General features: G+C 63.6%; 15 protein-coding genes. 5 read left to right on the top strand and 10 right to left on the bottom strand.

Features of this window, described 5'->3' with window-relative positions; genetic code table 11:
• Positions 1 to 146: 146 nt before the first annotated feature.
• The 8 genes from FGD77_RS07715 to FGD77_RS07750 form a co-directional block, all read right to left on the bottom strand.
• Positions 147 to 506, bottom strand: coding sequence for a cupin domain-containing protein (locus FGD77_RS07715; protein WP_255008198.1), 360 nt, complete (start codon positions 504 to 506; stop codon positions 147 to 149).
• A gap of 23 nt (positions 507 to 529) precedes the next feature.
• Positions 530 to 1,633 (bottom strand): mandelate racemase/muconate lactonizing enzyme family protein, encoded by a 1,104-nt coding sequence (locus FGD77_RS07720; protein WP_255008200.1) that lies wholly within the window; start codon positions 1,631 to 1,633, stop codon positions 530 to 532.
• Positions 1,634 to 1,639: 6 nt separating this feature from the next.
• A complete protein-coding gene (locus FGD77_RS07725) occupies positions 1,640 to 3,241 on the bottom strand; it encodes a GMC family oxidoreductase (RefSeq protein ID WP_255008202.1) in 1,602 nt (533 codons plus the stop codon).
• A gap of 5 nt (positions 3,242 to 3,246) precedes the next feature.
• On the bottom strand, positions 3,247 to 4,065 hold the full coding sequence (locus FGD77_RS07730) for an ABC transporter permease (protein WP_255008204.1): 819 nt from the start codon (positions 4,063 to 4,065) through the stop codon (positions 3,247 to 3,249).
• A 1-nt stretch (position 4,066) separates the two neighbouring features.
• Positions 4,067 to 4,963: an ABC transporter permease gene (locus FGD77_RS07735; protein WP_255008207.1), complete on the bottom strand. Its 897-nt coding sequence runs from the start codon at positions 4,961 to 4,963 to the stop codon at positions 4,067 to 4,069.
• Positions 4,964 to 6,049 carry an ABC transporter ATP-binding protein gene (locus FGD77_RS07740; protein WP_255008209.1) on the bottom strand — a complete coding sequence of 362 codons (1,086 nt, stop codon included), beginning with the start codon at positions 6,047 to 6,049 and terminating at the stop codon, positions 4,964 to 4,966.
• A 78-nt stretch (positions 6,050 to 6,127) separates the two neighbouring features.
• On the bottom strand, positions 6,128 to 7,180 hold the full coding sequence (locus FGD77_RS07745) for an ABC transporter substrate-binding protein (protein ID WP_255008211.1): 1,053 nt from the start codon (positions 7,178 to 7,180) through the stop codon (positions 6,128 to 6,130).
• Positions 7,181 to 7,244: 64 nt separating this feature from the next.
• Positions 7,245 to 8,579: an FAD-binding oxidoreductase gene (locus FGD77_RS07750; RefSeq protein WP_255008213.1), complete on the bottom strand. Its 1,335-nt coding sequence runs from the start codon at positions 8,577 to 8,579 to the stop codon at positions 7,245 to 7,247.
• Positions 8,580 to 8,696: 117 nt separating this feature from the next.
• Between FGD77_RS07750 and FGD77_RS07755 the strand changes: the two genes are divergently transcribed.
• From FGD77_RS07755 to FGD77_RS07775, 5 genes are all read left to right on the top strand, one after another.
• Positions 8,697 to 9,602 carry a LysR family transcriptional regulator gene (locus FGD77_RS07755; protein WP_255008215.1) on the top strand — a complete coding sequence of 302 codons (906 nt, stop codon included), beginning with the start codon at positions 8,697 to 8,699 and terminating at the stop codon, positions 9,600 to 9,602.
• Positions 9,603 to 9,801: 199 nt separating this feature from the next.
• A complete protein-coding gene (locus tag FGD77_RS07760; protein ID WP_255008217.1) occupies positions 9,802 to 10,869 on the top strand; it encodes an extracellular solute-binding protein in 1,068 nt (355 codons plus the stop codon).
• A 60-nt stretch (positions 10,870 to 10,929) separates the two neighbouring features.
• A complete protein-coding gene (locus tag FGD77_RS07765) occupies positions 10,930 to 12,027 on the top strand; it encodes an ABC transporter ATP-binding protein (protein WP_255008219.1) in 1,098 nt (365 codons plus the stop codon).
• Between the two features lie 3 nt (positions 12,028 to 12,030).
• The gene (locus tag FGD77_RS07770) at positions 12,031 to 12,888 is read left to right on the top strand and encodes an ABC transporter permease (protein ID WP_255008221.1); all 858 of its coding nucleotides are present in this window, start codon (positions 12,031 to 12,033) and stop codon (positions 12,886 to 12,888) included.
• Complete coding sequence (locus tag FGD77_RS07775; RefSeq protein ID WP_255008223.1) at positions 12,888 to 13,739, top strand: ABC transporter permease; 852 nt, start codon at positions 12,888 to 12,890, stop codon at positions 13,737 to 13,739. Before FGD77_RS07770 ends, FGD77_RS07775 begins: the two co-directional genes overlap by 1 nt.
• A 34-nt stretch (positions 13,740 to 13,773) precedes the next feature.
• Here the strand turns inward: FGD77_RS07775 and FGD77_RS07780 are convergent, their stop codons facing one another.
• Both FGD77_RS07780 and FGD77_RS07785 read right to left on the bottom strand, forming a co-directional pair.
• Positions 13,774 to 14,343 (bottom strand): L,D-transpeptidase, encoded by a 570-nt coding sequence (locus FGD77_RS07780; protein WP_255008225.1) that lies wholly within the window; start codon positions 14,341 to 14,343, stop codon positions 13,774 to 13,776.
• Positions 14,344 to 14,430: 87 nt separating this feature from the next.
• Positions 14,431 to 15,051: a TetR/AcrR family transcriptional regulator gene (locus FGD77_RS07785; RefSeq protein ID WP_255008228.1), complete on the bottom strand. Its 621-nt coding sequence runs from the start codon at positions 15,049 to 15,051 to the stop codon at positions 14,431 to 14,433.
• Between the last annotated feature and the right edge of the window lie 38 nt (positions 15,052 to 15,089).

The raw sequence follows: 15,089 nt of genomic DNA on the forward strand, positions 1-15,089 counted from the left end.
ATGAAAATAGCGGTCTGGCCGGGTTCGTGCATGCGCCGTGCGCATCCGGGCCATCAATGGCGCCCCTCCCCGTTGCCCTGCGCGTCGTTTTCTTGATGAATTGGACAGCTACGCGATGGCTGACGGTATGGAGGCGCGTCAGCGTCTCATCCAGACGGGCTGATGATATACAGCTTGCGCATATGCGCGTGGATCGTCCATTCGCCCTTCCAGCCCTGCGGCAGAATCAGCAGATCGCCGGGGCCGATGTCGCGGGGGTTTGACCCGTCCTCATTCACCACTGTCGCGCGGCCAGCGATGATGTGGCAATACTCGCCCGCAGACGTGCGGTCGGCGGTAAAGCGGCCCTCGGTGCATTCCCAGACGCCAATATTCGTCTTGCCATCGGGCGACGACCACAGATTGTTCGCGGCCTCTGTCTGGCCTTCGGTCAGGGTGGTTGGCTTGGGCTTGAACGGGCCGGTGTCGATGGCGGACAAATCGCCGAAACTGTCGAGGCTGATCATGGTCATGGTTCCTTTGAAACGCGTTACTCTGCGGTTGAGATACGGTATTGCGAGCGCGCCAGCCAGTCTGGCGCGATCTCGATACCCCAGCCGGGGGCGTCGGTGACGGTCGCGTGACCGTCTTCGATCTTGTAGGGGTCGCAGGTGAACAGCCCCTCCTGCCACGGGTAGTAATCGGCGCCCTCGATCGAGAATTCCAGATATTTTCCGGCGTTCGGAATGGCGCGCAATAGATGCATGGTAAACAACGTGACCAGCGACAGGTTGGCGCAATGGGGCGTCACCGGCAGGCCGGCCTCCTGCGCCATTTTCACCACGCGCAGGGTGCGCGCGATACCGCCCAGATACAGGATGTCTGGCTGCACGATATCGACCGCGCGCATGTCGATCATGCGCTTCCAAGTTGGCAGATCGCAATCCTGCTCGCCCCCGGTCACGTCGATATCCAGCGTATCGGTGACTTCCTTGGTCTGCTCCATCTCCCAATAGGGGCACGGCTCCTCGTAATGGGTGAATCCGTGATCCTCCAGCATCCGGCCCACTTCGATGGCGCGTTTCGGGGCGTAACAGCTGTTGGCGTCGATCAGCAAGGCGGCATCCGCGCCCATTTCGCGGCGCATCGTGGGGATGATGTCCTCGGTCCGGCCCGGCCATTCATCGCGTCCCCGGCCCACTTCGGCCCCGGCGCGTACCTTGAAGGCGTCAAAGCCGTGCGCGTCGCGCAGGCGCTTCATCCGCTCGGCCTCGTCGCGGGGGGGGATGTCGCGCTTCATCGAGCTGGCATAGGCGCGGATGCGCCTCGGCGTGCCGCCCAGCAGTTCGGCCACGGATTTGCCTGCCTGCCGCCCGCGCAGATCCCACAGCGCGGTGTCGAAACCCGCCATCGCCCGGCGCAGATAGGAGCCGGGGAACTTGTGCTCGCGCTCGGCGACCAGATCCAGCAGATCGTCCAGATCGGTACTGTCCCGTCCCAGAACGTGCGGCGCGACCTGCCGGTGCAGGACGAGGCAGGTGATATCCGAATGATAGGTCGATACCTGCCCCCAGCCGATGCTGCCATCCTGCGCCGTCAGCCGCACGAAGCCGACGAATTCTGTGGTGAAGGTTTCAATGCTTTTGATTTTCATGAGGCTCTACCGTTGGGTGATCAGGTCGAACGCGCGTTCGCCCACCATGACGGCGGGGGCGTTGGTGTTGCCTGTGGGGATGGTCGGAAAGATCGAGGCATCGGCGACGCGCAGCCCTGCAACCCCATGCACGCGCAACTGCGGATCGACGACCGACGCAGTGGCGTCCTGCCCCATCCGGCAGGTGCCGCATTGGTGGAACACGGTCCAGCTGTTGCGCCGGGCAAAATCGAGGATCTCGTCATCTGTCCGGCAATCGGGGCCGGGGTCCAGTTCGGCCTCTATGACGCTTTGCAGGGCCGGCATGGATGCGATGCGGCGCACCTCGCGCGTGCCTGCGATCATCAGCCGCCGGTCATGCTCGGTCGCGAGATATCCCCCGCGCAGGACGGGCGCCGCCATGGGGTCACGGCTGCGCAGGGCCACGCTGCCTTGGCTGGTCGGCTTGCAAGGGTTGAATCCGATGCGCACGGCGGGAAAAGGGTCAGGACTCATCAAGGGGCGCTTGCCGGTGGGTGCGCTGGAATAGCTGAGCGGCGAAAAATACAGCTGCGTGTCGGGCGGCCCGTCCCCTTCGGCCAGCCGGACAAAGCCGCCGCCCTGATTGAGGCTCATCGCCAGCGGGCCTTTCTGCGTCAGGATATATTGCAGGCCCGCCAGCGCCTTGCCCCACCACGGGCGCAGCACCTGGTTCAGGCTGGGTTGCGACGTTCGGAACAGATGATCACTGCCCAGATGGTCCATCAGGTTTTGCCCGACATGGGGCGCGTCCTGCACGACGTCGATGCCCGTTTCGTGCAGATGCGCGGCAGGCCCAATGCCCGACAGCATCAGCAGCTGCGGCGAGTTGATGGCCCCGCCGCAAAGGATGACTTCGGTTGCATTGGCGGTATGCATCTTGCCGCGCTGCGTGTACTCAACCCCGGTGGCGCGCCTGCCCTCCATCACGATCCAGGTGGCCATCGCGCCACATGCGATCCGCAGGTTTGCCAGCTTGCGCGCGCTGCGCAGGTAGGCCTGCGCGGTCGAGGCGCGCCGCCCCCCTTGGGTGCTGATCTGGTAGAACCCCGCGCCCTCCATCGCCGCGCCGTTATAGTCGGTGTTGGTCGGGATTCCCGCCTGCCCGGCCGCGGTGACAAAGGCGCGCGTCAGCGGGTGCATGGCCGGCCCCATATCCGTCACGCTCAGCGGCCCGTCGCCGCCGCGATGCGCGCAGGCGCCGCCTGACCACCTCTCGATCCGGCGAAACACCGGCGCCACGTCTTCCCAGCCCCACCCGGGCGCGGCGGCGTCCCATTCGGCGTAATCGGCAGGATGCCCGCGCACCCACACCATCGCGTTGATCGCGGACGACCCGCCCAGCACCTTGCCACGCGGCCAGTAGATGGGGCGGTCGTTCAGTTCCGGTTCGGGTTCGGTGCTATATTTCCAGTTGAATCGCGCATCGTGGAACACCTTGCCATAGCCCAGCGGGATGTTGACCCAAGGGTGGCGCCCGGTGCCGCCCGCCTCCAGCAGCAGGACGGATTTGCCCGCCCCTGCCAGCCGCGCCGCCAGCGTCGCGCCGGCCGATCCGGCACCGACGATGATATATTCATAGCGTGTCATCGGGCTCAGGACTTACCACGGCCAAACAGTGACGCAAGGATCATCATCAGCGTCGTCACAAGGATCATGATCGTCGAAATCGCGGCAATCGTCGGGTCGATCTGATCGCGCAGCGCGTTGAACATGTTGCGCGTCAGCGTCGGGTTGTCACCGCCCGAAATGAACATGGCGATCACCACCTCGTCAAAGGACGCAAGGAAGGACAGCACCATTGACGTGACCACGGCAAAGCGGATCTGCGGCAGGGTGATGGTCACAAATGCCTTCCACCGCGGCGCCCCAAGGCTGCGCGCGGCATTCTCCTGATTCATGTCATAGCCCTTCAGCGCCGATCCGGTGACGATCACCACCAGCGGGATCGCCAGCAGCGTATGCGCCAGCACGAGGCCCGTGATCGTGTAGAGGATCTGCAATTTGACATAGGCATAGAACGCGCCGATGGCGATCAGCACGACGGGCACCATCATCGGCGTGATCAGCAGGACGAAGGCCGCGCGCACATAGGGTAGCTTAGACGCGTGCAGCGCATAGGCCGCCAGCACGCCAATGGGGGTGGCGACCAGCATCGTCAGCACGGCGGTCTTCACCGAGGTCAGCGTGGCCAGCATCCATTCGTCCGAGCCGAAATAGTGCCTGTACCAGCGCAGCGACCACGTTTCCGGCGGAAATTCCAGATATTGCGAATCCGAGAAGGACATCGGGATCACCACCAGCGTCGGCAACACCAGCAGCACCATGATGATGCCGGAAAACGCATAGAGCCACAGGCGCTGGCCATGCGTCACCTGGGTCTCTGATGCGGGGGATTTCAGCCAGTTCAACATATCAGTGCCCCCCGCCTGTCATCTGCTCCAGCTTCAGGAACCGTGATGCGATCCACAGGATAAACACCGTCATCACCAGCAGCACGACGCCCAAGGCGCTGGCCGCGCCCCAGTTCACGAACAGCTCGATGTTGGAGACGATCTTCATCGACACCATGATCACGCGGCCTCCGCCAAGGACCGCAGGCGTGACGAAAAACCCAAGGCACAGCACGAACACCATCAGCGATCCGGCGAACAGCCCCGGCGTCGACAGCGGAAAGAACACCGTCCAGAACGCCCGGCGCGGGCTGGCGCCAAGGTTCGACGCAGCCTTCAGATAGTCGCCGTCGATGCTGCGCATCGCGCCGTAGACCGGCAGGATCAGGAAGGGCAGCATGATATGCACCATGCCGATCAGCGTGCCGGTCATGTTATGCACGAATTTCAGCGGTTCGTCCCAGAGGCCGATAGAGATCGCCCACTGGTTCACCAGCCCCTGCTTTTGCAGCAGCACCAGCCATGCATAGGTGCGCACCAGAAGCGAGGTCCAGAACGGCAGCAGCACGGTGACAAGGCACAGATTGGCCCATCTGGTCGGCAGCTGTGACATGAAATAGGCCAGCGGATAGCCGATGAGGATGCACAGGCCGGTGGTCAGCAGGCTGACCTGAAACGTGGTGATGAAGATGCGCGAATAGGATTTGCGCTTGATCATCCGCTCGTAGTTTTCCAGCGAGAAATTGCCGTCTGCCCCGATGAACGACACATAAAACAGCCATCCCACCGGGATCACGAGGATGATCAGGACCAGCAGCAAGGCGGGCGAGCTGAGGCCGAAGAGGCGCCAGCGCTCGGCCCGCTCATCGCGGCGCAGGCCCTTGGCGTTCAGCGTGGTGTGCAGATCGGTAACAGCCATCTAAGTGCCCCCGTCCGCGATCACCACCGTATCGGCGCGGTGCAGGCCCAGCCTTGCACTGTCCCCGGCGCGCGGCAGGCCGGCAAAGGTGCCCTCGCGGATCGCGCCGCGCACCGCGATTTCGGACCCGTCTTTCAGCCGGGCATACAGCAGGTAGCTTTCCCCCTGATAGACCAGTTCGGTCACGGTGACGTCAAAGATGTTGGTATCCCCGGGCGTCTCGCCGATCAACAGGCGCGCGCGCTCGGGGCGGATCATCAGCAGCAGATTGTCAGCCTGCGGCACGGCGCCATCCATCTGCAGCGTCATATCGCCAAACGTCACGCCGGCCCCGTTCCACGTCACGGGAAGGAAGCTGGAATCGCCGATGAAATCCGCGACGAACTTGTTTTCCGGGCGGTCGTACAGCTGCTGAGGTTCGGCCAGTTGCATGATGCGGCCATGATTCACCACGGCGATCCGGTCGGACATGGTCAGCGCTTCGCGCTGGTCGTGGGTGACGTAGACGGTGGTCATGCCCAGCTGTTCGTGCAGGTGGCGCAGCTCGATCTGCATGCGGTCGCGCAGCTTCTTGTCCAGCGCCGACAGCGGTTCGTCCATCAGCAGGATCCGCGGCTCGAACACGATGGAGCGGGCCAGCGCGACGCGCTGTTTCTGCCCGCCCGACAGCTGATCTATGCTGCGGTCGCCATAACCGCCCAGCTGGACCAGATCCAGCGCGCGCTCGATACGGTCCTTTGCCTCGGACTTGGGCGTGCGGCGCAGGCGCAGGGGATAGCCGACATTGCCGGCCACTGTCATGTGCGGGAACAGCGCGTAGTTCTGGAATACCATCCCGACGCCGCGCAGATGCGGCGCGGTGCGGATCATCTCATCCTCGCCGAATTTCAGGCTGCCCCGGTCGGGCCGGGTGAACCCCGCCAGCACCATCAGAAGCGTCGTCTTGCCCGACCCGGACGGGCCGAGAAGGGTCAGGAATTCGCCGCTTTTGACATCCAGCGACACGTCGTTCAGCGCATGGATGCGGCCATAGGTCTTGGTCACGCCGCGCACGGTGATGGGCAGGGCTTCGGATCTGGTGCTCACGAGGTGGCGGCCCCCTTTGTTGGGTCGATGTTCAGAAAATGCCACAGGCAGCCGCGCCGCCCGTGGCAGTCAGGCGCCTTATTCGGTCAGCATTTCCTGATACATCTCGGCGGCGATCTGCTCCCACTCGGCGTACCATTCCAGCGAGATCGGCAATTGCATGGCCATATTCTCGGGCGAGGAGGGCAGGGATGCGGCCACCTCGGCGCTGATTTCACCGGTGTCATAGGCGGCTGAATTGGTGGGGCCGTAGGTGATGAATTTCGGCAGATCATCCTGATAGTCGGCCTTGGAAATCTCGGCGATGAACTGCATCGCCAGATCTGCGTTCGGCGCGCCCTTGGGGATTGCGAAGCAGTCGTAATCCAGCAGGCCCTGATCGTAGAAATAGGACACTTTGGCGCCATCGGCGGCGGCATTGTCGAACCGGCCGTTCCAGCCGGTGGTCATGTCCACCTCGCCATCCTTCATCAGCTGGGCGTGCTGCGCGCCCGAGGTCCAGAAAACCGCGATGTTCGGCTTCAGCTCGCGGATCTTGTCCAAGGCGCGCTCGATGCCGTCCTCGCTGCTCAGCTCGGCATAGACATCCTCGGGGGCGACGCCCAGCGCCATCATCGCCGGTTCCAGCGCGCCCGAGACGGTGCCGCGATAGGCGCGCGATCCGGGGAATTTCTCGGTATCCCAGAAATCGGCCCAGCCGCGCGGGCCTTCGGCGCCGAACTTGTCGGTATTGAACGCGGGCACGACCGAGAAGACATCGCCGCCGACGCAGTATTCGCTGTAGAACGCCTCGGGGAAATTGCTGACGTCGATCACGTCATAATCCAGCGGCTCCAGCAACCCTTCGGCGCCGGCGCGCGCGGCAGAGCCCGATCCGCTGGCGACAACATCCAGCGTGACCTGACCCGAAGACACCTGAAGGCGCACGTCCGACATGCCGCCATAGGTTTCCTGTTTGATCGTGTTGCCGGTGGCGGCCTCGTAGGGTTCGAACAGGGCCTTGCTCTGGGCGTCCTGATACGATCCGCCCCAGCTGGCGACGGTCAGCGTGTCGCCCTCTGCGTTTGCCATGGGGGCCAGCGCGGTGGTGGCCAGCAGGGATGCGGCCAGTGTCAGTGTCATACGTTTCATTATGGTCTCCTCCATCTGTTGAATGATGGCCCCGGTTTTCCGGTGGCCTTTTTGCCTGTTGTCGTCAGTTTGCCTGCGCCCTGTCGCGCTGGCGGGTGTCGTTCCAGCGATACCACGCGACGGCGGCAGGCAGGAACCAGGGCCGTCCGGTGTAAAAGGGCCGCGTCGGAAACGGCAGATCGTCGAACGCCGTGTGCCCCTCGGCCAACCCTAGCATTTTTTGCCCCATGCGCATGCCCAGATACGAGGCCATCGACACCCCAGATCCGCAATACCCCATCGCGAAATGCATGCCCTCATGCGTGCCGGTATGGGCCAGCTCGTCAAAGGTATAGGCGACGGTGCCCATCCAGCTGTGGCTGATGCGCGTGTCCGTCAGTTCGGGGAAGATTCGGCACATGTCGCCGTGCAGGCGCGGGCCGCTGATGCGCGGATCGGTCTCGCCCGCCGAGACGCGGCCCCCGAACAGGATGCGCGTGCGGTCCGGCGAGGCGCGATAGTAATAGATCACCTTGCAGGTATCGCTGGCGACGCGGTCGGTCGGAAACAGCCGGTCGATGACGCCCTTTGGCAGAGGCTCGGTTGCGATGACGTAGCTGCCGATGGGGATGACGCGGCGCTGCTGCCAGGAGGTCAGGCCGGTGGTGTACCCGTTGGTCGCGATGGCCACGTCGCGGGCCAGTACCCGGCCGCGCGGTGTCTGCACGTCGTACCCTGTCGCCGTGCGGGTGATCGCCGTCACCGGCGTCTGGCCCAGAACCTGCGCGCCCGCGTCCAGCGCCGTGCGCAGCAGGCCGTGGTGATACAGTGCCGGGTTGACCGATGCGTGGGCCGCAAACACCGTGCCGCCGTGATAGACATCCGTGCCCAGTTCGCGCCGCTGCTGATCGCGCGGGACCATATGCGCCTCGATCCCCTCCTCCCGGGTCAATGCCTCGGCCTCGCGCGCCAGCGTCTCATAGGCGGCGGGGGTGTGGGCGGCGTGAAAGCGCCCGGCGCGGCGAAAATCGCAGGCGATGTTTTCGGCTTTGATGCGCTCTTCGATCCAGGCCAGCGCCGCCTTGCCTTCGTCGCGAATCGCGCGGGCGCGGTCGGGGCCGTGGCGTGCGGCCAGTTTTTCCAGTGACGGTTTGATCGACGTGCTGATCTGCCCGCCATTGCGCGTGCTGCACCCCCAGCCGGGTGTTTCAGCCTCCAGCACCAACGTACTGCGCCCGCCCCGCGCCGTTTCGATCGCGGCGTTGAGGCCGGTATAGCCCGATCCGACGATGACCACATCGACCCGCGCCGGCAGCGCCGTCTGCGGCAGAGCGGGCGGCGCAAGCCCGTCCAGCCAGTAAGAGCTGTCCTTCCAGTCCCTAGTCCAGACATCCCGTTTCGGATTTTGCACCAACGCCATATCGCCCCCTTGCGCGGTCCTGCATGGGGAAAGGTTAGAAAGAGGTTTTGAATATATCAATTCAATATAAAATATTGTTTCATTCGATTTCCTTATACAGCCGCCGGAACCCAGCCCATGAGCCTCAAGATCCGCCACCTCGAAGTCTTCAACGCCCTCTACGAGGCCGGGTCGGTCAGTCAGGCGGCGCAGCGGCTGAACCTGACGCAGCCCGCCGTCAGCATCGCGCTGAGCAATCTGGAGGAGGAACTGGGATTTCGCCTGTTCCACCGCAACCGGGGTTTTTTCGCACCAACGGGCGAGGCGGCGCAGCTGCGCGGCGAAATCACCCAAGGGCTGATGGCGCTGGCGCGCGTCGACCGGCGCGCCGATGAGATCCGCCAGGGCTGGGCCGGGGGGGTCAGCATCGCGACCAACGGCGTGATGGCGATGAACCTGCTGCCGACGCTGATCGCCGAATTTCAGGCCGAATTTCCGGGCACCCATATCGAGCTGCGTATCCATTCCTCGCGCCAGATCGCGGATTGGACGGCCAGCGGTCAGATCGACATCGGCCTGATCGACGCGCCCATTCCCGCCGCCGGCCTGAATGGCGAGCCGTTCGCGATGGAGTGCGTCTGCATCATGCGCGAAACCGATCCGCTGGCGGCGCGGGACATCATCACGCCAGCCGATCTGGAGGGGCGCACGATCGTCGGGATCAACGGCGATCACGTCGTCGACCGTCAGCTGAAACAGGTGATGTTCGAGGCCGGCGTGCCGCTGGGCTACAAATCGTTCAGCTATTACTACGCCATCGCGCGCAACATGGTCGCGGCGGGCTGCGGCATCTCGATCATCGACCCGATCAACGGCAAGGCCGAGCTGCGCGACGGTGTCCTCTGGCGCCCTTTCGCACCGCGCATCGTGCATGAAAGCGTGATGATCGCATCCCGGGATCATGCACCGGGGCAGGGCACGGGCGAAATGCAAGCCAGCATCCGCCGCCATGTCGCGCCATATCTGATTTCGGTCGCTGCCTGAGAATTTTGACCAAAAGTTAAATTTCTGGCGGCCGGCCCGTCGTCCTCTGTTGACGGGTGGGCGTAACTTGGGCCTATTGGCGGTGGCACAAATCTGCCCGCCCTGATCATGGGGCAGCATCCGCACGCGTCGGCAAACTGTTACAATCAAAAGATAGGGACGCGGCGTGGTTCACCAGACAAGCCAATGGGAGACAGACATGAAAATCATTCTACGCACATTGACCGCGGGCGTCGCAGGCGCGGCCCTGCTGGTCGGCGCCGCGCAGGCCGACACGTTGCGCCTGCTGACATGGGGCGGCTACGCCCCCGAGAACGTGATCGAGAAATTCGAGGCCGAAACCGGCCACACAGTCGAAGTCACGATGTCCAACAACGAGGAAATGATCGCCAAGCTGCGCGCGACAGGCGGCGGCGGGTTTGACCTTGCCCAGCCCAGCCAGGACCGCATCGCCGGCCCGCAGGCCGAATTCGGCATCTACAAGCCCATCGACATGAGCCAGATCAAGACCGAGCAGTTCGTGCCGTCCATGCTGGACGCGACCAAGGGGAACTCGACCGTCGATGGCGAGGTTTACGCCGTCCCGCATATCTGGGGCACCAGCGGGCTGATCGTGAACACCGCCGATGCCGATACGGTCAAGGACTACACCGACCTGTGCGATCCGTCGCTGGAGGGCAAGGTGTCCTACCGCCTCAAGCGCCCGACGCTGATCGGGTTTGCTTATTCAATGGGTCTGGACCCCTTCGCCGCCTATGGCGACGAGGCCGCCTATACCGAGATCATGAATCAGGTCGAAGCCAAGCTGATCGAGTGCAAGCCGGTCGTCAAAACCTACTGGAGCGGCGGTGACGAATTGCTGAACCTCGTGCGCTCGGGCGAAGTCGTCGCCGCGATGGCATGGGACACCGGCGGCTGGAAGCTGAACGCCGACAATGCCGACATCAACTTTGTCGCGCCTGCCTCGGGCGCGCTGGGCTGGATCGACACATTCGTTCTGCCCGCCAAGGGCAAGGCTGATCAGGCCGCCTATGACTACATCAACTTCGTGATGCAGCCCGAAATCGCGGCGATGATCACCGAATCCGCCGGCAATTTCACCGCCTCCAAGGGCGCGGACGAATTCGCCTCGGACGCGCTGAAGGCGCAGTATCAGGGCAGCTTCCCGCCCGAGGCCGTGGACAACATTAAGTGGTATCCGCCGGTCCCCGCCGGCCTGGAAGCCATCGAAGGCGGCATCCTGGACCGCGTCAAAGCCGCGCAATAATCTGCAAATGGCGGGCGGCCCGGTCCGGGCCGCCCCCACCCTGTTTAGACGGAAATCCCCATGACCCCCGATCTGGAATGCACCGCCCTGACGCGCCGCTTTGGCGAAACGCTGGCGGTCGACGACGTCTCTTTCTCGGTGCCTGCCGGGTCGTTTTTCTCGATCCTCGGCCCATCGGGCTGTGGGAAAACCACGATCATGCGGATGATCGCCGGCTTTCTTGAACCCACCTCCGGCGATATCCAGATCAAAGGCCGCTCCGTTCTGGACGTGCCGCCGAACAAGCGGCCGGTGAACATGGTGTTCCAGCATCTGGCGCTGTTCCCGATGATGAATATCGAGGCCAACATCGGCTATGGCCTGCGCCGCGCGGGCATGTCCAAAGGCGAAATCGCCCGCAAGGTCGATGAGGTGCTCGACCGCATCGGCCTGCCCGGCGTGGGCAAACGCAAGGTCGACGAGCTGTCGGGCGGCCAGCGCCAGCGTATCGCCATCGCCCGCTGCATGGTGCTGGAGCCGGACGTTCTGCTGCTGGACGAACCGCTGGGTGCGCTGGATCTGAAACTGCGCGAGCGCATGAAGATCGAGCTGAAATCGCTGCAGGCCGAGTTCGACACCACTTTCGTCTACATCACCCACGACCAGTCCGAGGCGCTGGTGATGTCTGACCGTATCGCGGTGATGAACAAGGGCAAGTTCGAACAGGTCGGCAGCGGTCAGGATCTCTATTACCGGCCCGAAACCTCCTTTGTCGCCAGCTTTGTCGGGGACAGCAACCGCTGGCGCGGCACGATTGACCGAGTTGAGGGCGATACCGTGCAGCTGCGCACCGACACCGGCCTGACCATGCGCGCCGCCGCCAAGGGGCAGGCGGCCAAGGGCGCCGCCGTCGACATATTCGTGCGCCCCGAGGCGATCCGCCTTGCGCGCAGCGCCGCCGATCTGGCGCAGTTCGACAACCATATTTCCGGCACTGTCGGCAGCCTGCTGTTCAACGGCGCGGCCAGCCGCATCCTTGTGCAAAGCGACGAGACCGGCGGCGAGGTCGAAGTGACCCTGCCGCAATCGGGCGAATTTGCCGATCTCAAACGCGGCGCTCCTGTCCACATCGCCTGGTCCGCGGCGCAGGCGAGCTGCTTTGCCGCGAGCGAGGGTTAGGGCATGGCCGCCAGCGCCCGCCTTGGATTTATCCTGCTGCTGATGCCGCTGCTGCTGTGGCTGACGCTGCTGATCATCATTCCGCATGTCGACATGCTGATGCTGTCCCTGCGCGAGCGGATCGGCGTGGGCGAATACCAGACCAGCATCGCCAATTACGCCACCGTCCTGACCGAGCCGCTCTATATGCGGACCTTCATGCGCACCGCCGTCATGTCGATCATAGCGACGCTCATCACGCTGCTGATCGCGTTCCCGGTGTCTTACTACATCGCGAAAATGGTGCGCGGGCGCGCGCGGTCGGTGCTGTTCCTGCTCTGCCTCATCCCGTTCTGGGTGTCCGAACTGGTGCGTACCTTTGGCTGGATGATCCTGCTACGCGAAACCGGCGTGATCTCGCAATTCCTGCAATGGTCGGGGGCGGTCTCCGGCCCGGTCGAGATGCTGTATAACGACGCGGCCATAATGACCGGCCTTGTCTATACGTCGATGCTGTTCATGGTCGTCCCGTTGGTCACGACGCTGGACAGTCTGGATGATGCGGTGATCGAGGCGGGCTATGATCTGGGCGGATCGGGCTGGTCGGTCATGCGCGAGATCGTCATCCCCCACGCGGTGCCGGGCATCGTGTCGGGCTGTATCGTGGTGTTCATGCTGAGCCTTGGCAATTACCTGACCCCCACCATGCTGGGGGGCAAGGACAGCCTGTGGTTCACCGAAATGATCTATTCGCAGTTCATCGTCAGGTTCAACTGGGAGCTGGGCGCGGCGTTCGGCTTCATGCTGCTGTTCCTGTCCTCCTTCATCATCTGGGCCATGCTGCGCCTGACGGGCCAGACGCTGGAAAGGACGATGGGCTGATGATACCCACCATCCCCACCCCCCGCGCTCTGACGGTCATCTGGACCAGCTATGTCGCGCTGTTTTTCGTCTACCTGACGCTGCCCTTGGCGGTTGTCGCGGTGTTCGCCTTCAACGACAGCCAGTTTCCGTCCCTGCCGTGGAAGGGGTTCACGCTGGATTGGTTTTTCGGCAGCACCGCGCCCAAGATCGGTGTGTTTCACGAGCGTGCCATCCTCGGCGCCATCGGCACCTCGGCCCTTGTCGGGGCGTGCGTGGCGATCCTGTCGGTCGCGGTCGGCACGTCGAACGCGTTCCTGTTCAACCGCTACAAATTCCGCGGGCGTGGCCTGCTTTATGTGCTGATGCTGCTGCCTCTGGTGGTGCCGGGGATCGTGCTGGGCATATCCATTCTGGTGTTTTCCTCCAACGTCGCCAACGTGATGTGGGACACCGCGAAGGTGGACGCCGAATTCCTGCGCCCCGGTCTGGTGCTGGTCGTGCTGGGGCAGTTTTCCTTCATCACCACCATCGCGACGCTGGTCATCTCGGCCCGCTTGCAGAAATTCGACACCACGCTGGAGGAGGCCGCACTGAACCTTGGCGCCAGCCGCCTGACTGCGGTGCGCACCATCACGGTGCCGTTCCTGATGCCCGCCATCGTCGGGGCGGGCGTGGTGGCGTTCCTGATGAGTTTCGAGAATTTCAACACTACGCTGATGCTGGTCGGTTCGGACGCGCCGCTGACCATCGCGATGTTCGACCGGCTCAAGGAAGGCTCGACCCCGCTGCTGAACGCGGTGTCGCTGCTCCTGATGCTGGGATCAAGCCTGCTAGCGCTGATCCTGATCGCGTTCCAGAAACGCAGCTAATCGGCGGCGCCGATCCCCGGCGCCGCCTGCACATTCAGATCAAACGCACCTGCGTGCCCACGGGGCAGAGCGCGAAAAGCTCTGCGATCTTGGCGTTATAGAGCCCGATGCACCCGTCCGACGACTTGCGCCCGATCTTGCGCGTATCATGCGTGCCGTGGATCAGGTAGGCGGGCCAGCTCAGATACATCGCATGCGTGCCCAGCGGGTTATCCGGGCCCGGCGGCATGTATTTATACTCGGGAAACCGCTCCATCATCGAGGCGGTGGGCGTCCAGTCGGGGCCGACCTTCTTGCGCACGATCTTGGTGTAACCGCGCTTGGTCAGATCCTCGCTGATCGGGACGGAGGTGGGGTAGACGCGGTAATCCTTGCCGTCGCCGCTCCAGAAATGCAGGGCGCGGGACTGCGTGTCGGACACAATTGTCGCCACGCCCAGATCGTCGAAATGGTCCTGCCAGTTCTGCACGGCAAAGCTGGAGGCGTTGCGCCGGGTGAATTCCTCGGCCCGCAGCACCGACGGCATTGCCAGTCCCCCGCTCAACCCTCCGGCCATCGCCAGACCCGACATCAGCGCATCGCGGCGCGTCATGCGATTCGTCATGATTTTTCCTTTCTGCTCTGTCTTTGCAGGAAGGTGGATCGCATCAGGCTTAAGGCCAGCTTAAGGCGCGTGGGGTCGGCGTCGCGCCTATGGCCGCCCTTCTATCAGCTTGGCCAGCGCGCCGGTCTGACACGCGACGCGGGCCTTGAGCGTATCAAGCGTCATGGCGTCATCCTTGATGAATTCGATGAACATCGCGTTGAGATTGTTGAATATAACTTCGCCCAGGCTCTGTACGTCCAGCCCCGCTGCCACCTCGCCGCGCTGCTGCAACCGCGTGATCAGCGCGACGACCTGCGCGGCCAGCGCGCCGTCCAGCTCGGAGTATCGCGCGCCGTTCTGTGTATGGGGCGCCTCGATCGACAGGGCCATCGCGCTGCGCCACATTTCCTTGCTCAGATAGTCAAGCGAATGGTCGTAATAGCCATTGATCAGGGTCGAAACAGCCTGCTGCACGCCCTTGGGCGGGTCCGCGACGATGGCCGCGCCCGCGCTCAGCACCTCTTCGACCTCCAACGCGACGGTGGCGATCAGGATGTCCCCCTTGGACCCGTAATAGTTATAGACCGTGCCCGGCGACACCTCGGCCATTCCGGCCAGATCCTCGATCCTTGCGGCGCGGTATCCGTCGCGGCGAAACAGCGTGACCGCTGCGTTCAGGATGCGGGCGTGGCGATCCGCCTTATGTTTGGCGCGCAGTCCGGCCATATTCTGTCCCTTTCGCAGTCTCGACTTGTTTTTACAGT

The organism is Roseovarius sp. M141, from assembly GCF_024355225.1.
GTDB lineage: Bacteria > Pseudomonadota > Alphaproteobacteria > Rhodobacterales > Rhodobacteraceae > Roseovarius.

Coding starts and splice junctions, on each gene's coding strand:
- FGD77_RS07715 (WP_255008198.1), bottom strand. CDS start 506: ATGATCAGCCTCGACAGTTTCGGCGATTTGTCCGCCATCGACACCGGC.
- FGD77_RS07720 (WP_255008200.1), bottom strand. CDS start 1,633: ATGAAAATCAAAAGCATTGAAACCTTCACCACAGAATTCGTCGGCTTC.
- FGD77_RS07725 (WP_255008202.1), bottom strand. CDS start 3,241: ATGACACGCTATGAATATATCATCGTCGGTGCCGGATCGGCCGGCGCG.
- FGD77_RS07730 (WP_255008204.1), bottom strand. CDS start 4,065: ATGTTGAACTGGCTGAAATCCCCCGCATCAGAGACCCAGGTGACGCAT.
- FGD77_RS07735 (WP_255008207.1), bottom strand. CDS start 4,963: ATGGCTGTTACCGATCTGCACACCACGCTGAACGCCAAGGGCCTGCGC.
- FGD77_RS07745 (WP_255008211.1), bottom strand. CDS start 7,180: ATGAAACGTATGACACTGACACTGGCCGCATCCCTGCTGGCCACCACC.
- FGD77_RS07750 (WP_255008213.1), bottom strand. CDS start 8,579: ATGGCGTTGGTGCAAAATCCGAAACGGGATGTCTGGACTAGGGACTGG.
- FGD77_RS07755 (WP_255008215.1), top strand. CDS start 8,697: ATGAGCCTCAAGATCCGCCACCTCGAAGTCTTCAACGCCCTCTACGAG.
- FGD77_RS07760 (WP_255008217.1), top strand. CDS start 9,802: ATGAAAATCATTCTACGCACATTGACCGCGGGCGTCGCAGGCGCGGCC.
- FGD77_RS07765 (WP_255008219.1), top strand. CDS start 10,930: ATGACCCCCGATCTGGAATGCACCGCCCTGACGCGCCGCTTTGGCGAA.
- FGD77_RS07770 (WP_255008221.1), top strand. CDS start 12,031: ATGGCCGCCAGCGCCCGCCTTGGATTTATCCTGCTGCTGATGCCGCTG.
- FGD77_RS07775 (WP_255008223.1), top strand. CDS start 12,888: ATGATACCCACCATCCCCACCCCCCGCGCTCTGACGGTCATCTGGACC.
- FGD77_RS07780 (WP_255008225.1), bottom strand. CDS start 14,343: ATGACGAATCGCATGACGCGCCGCGATGCGCTGATGTCGGGTCTGGCG.
- FGD77_RS07785 (WP_255008228.1), bottom strand. CDS start 15,051: ATGGCCGGACTGCGCGCCAAACATAAGGCGGATCGCCACGCCCGCATC.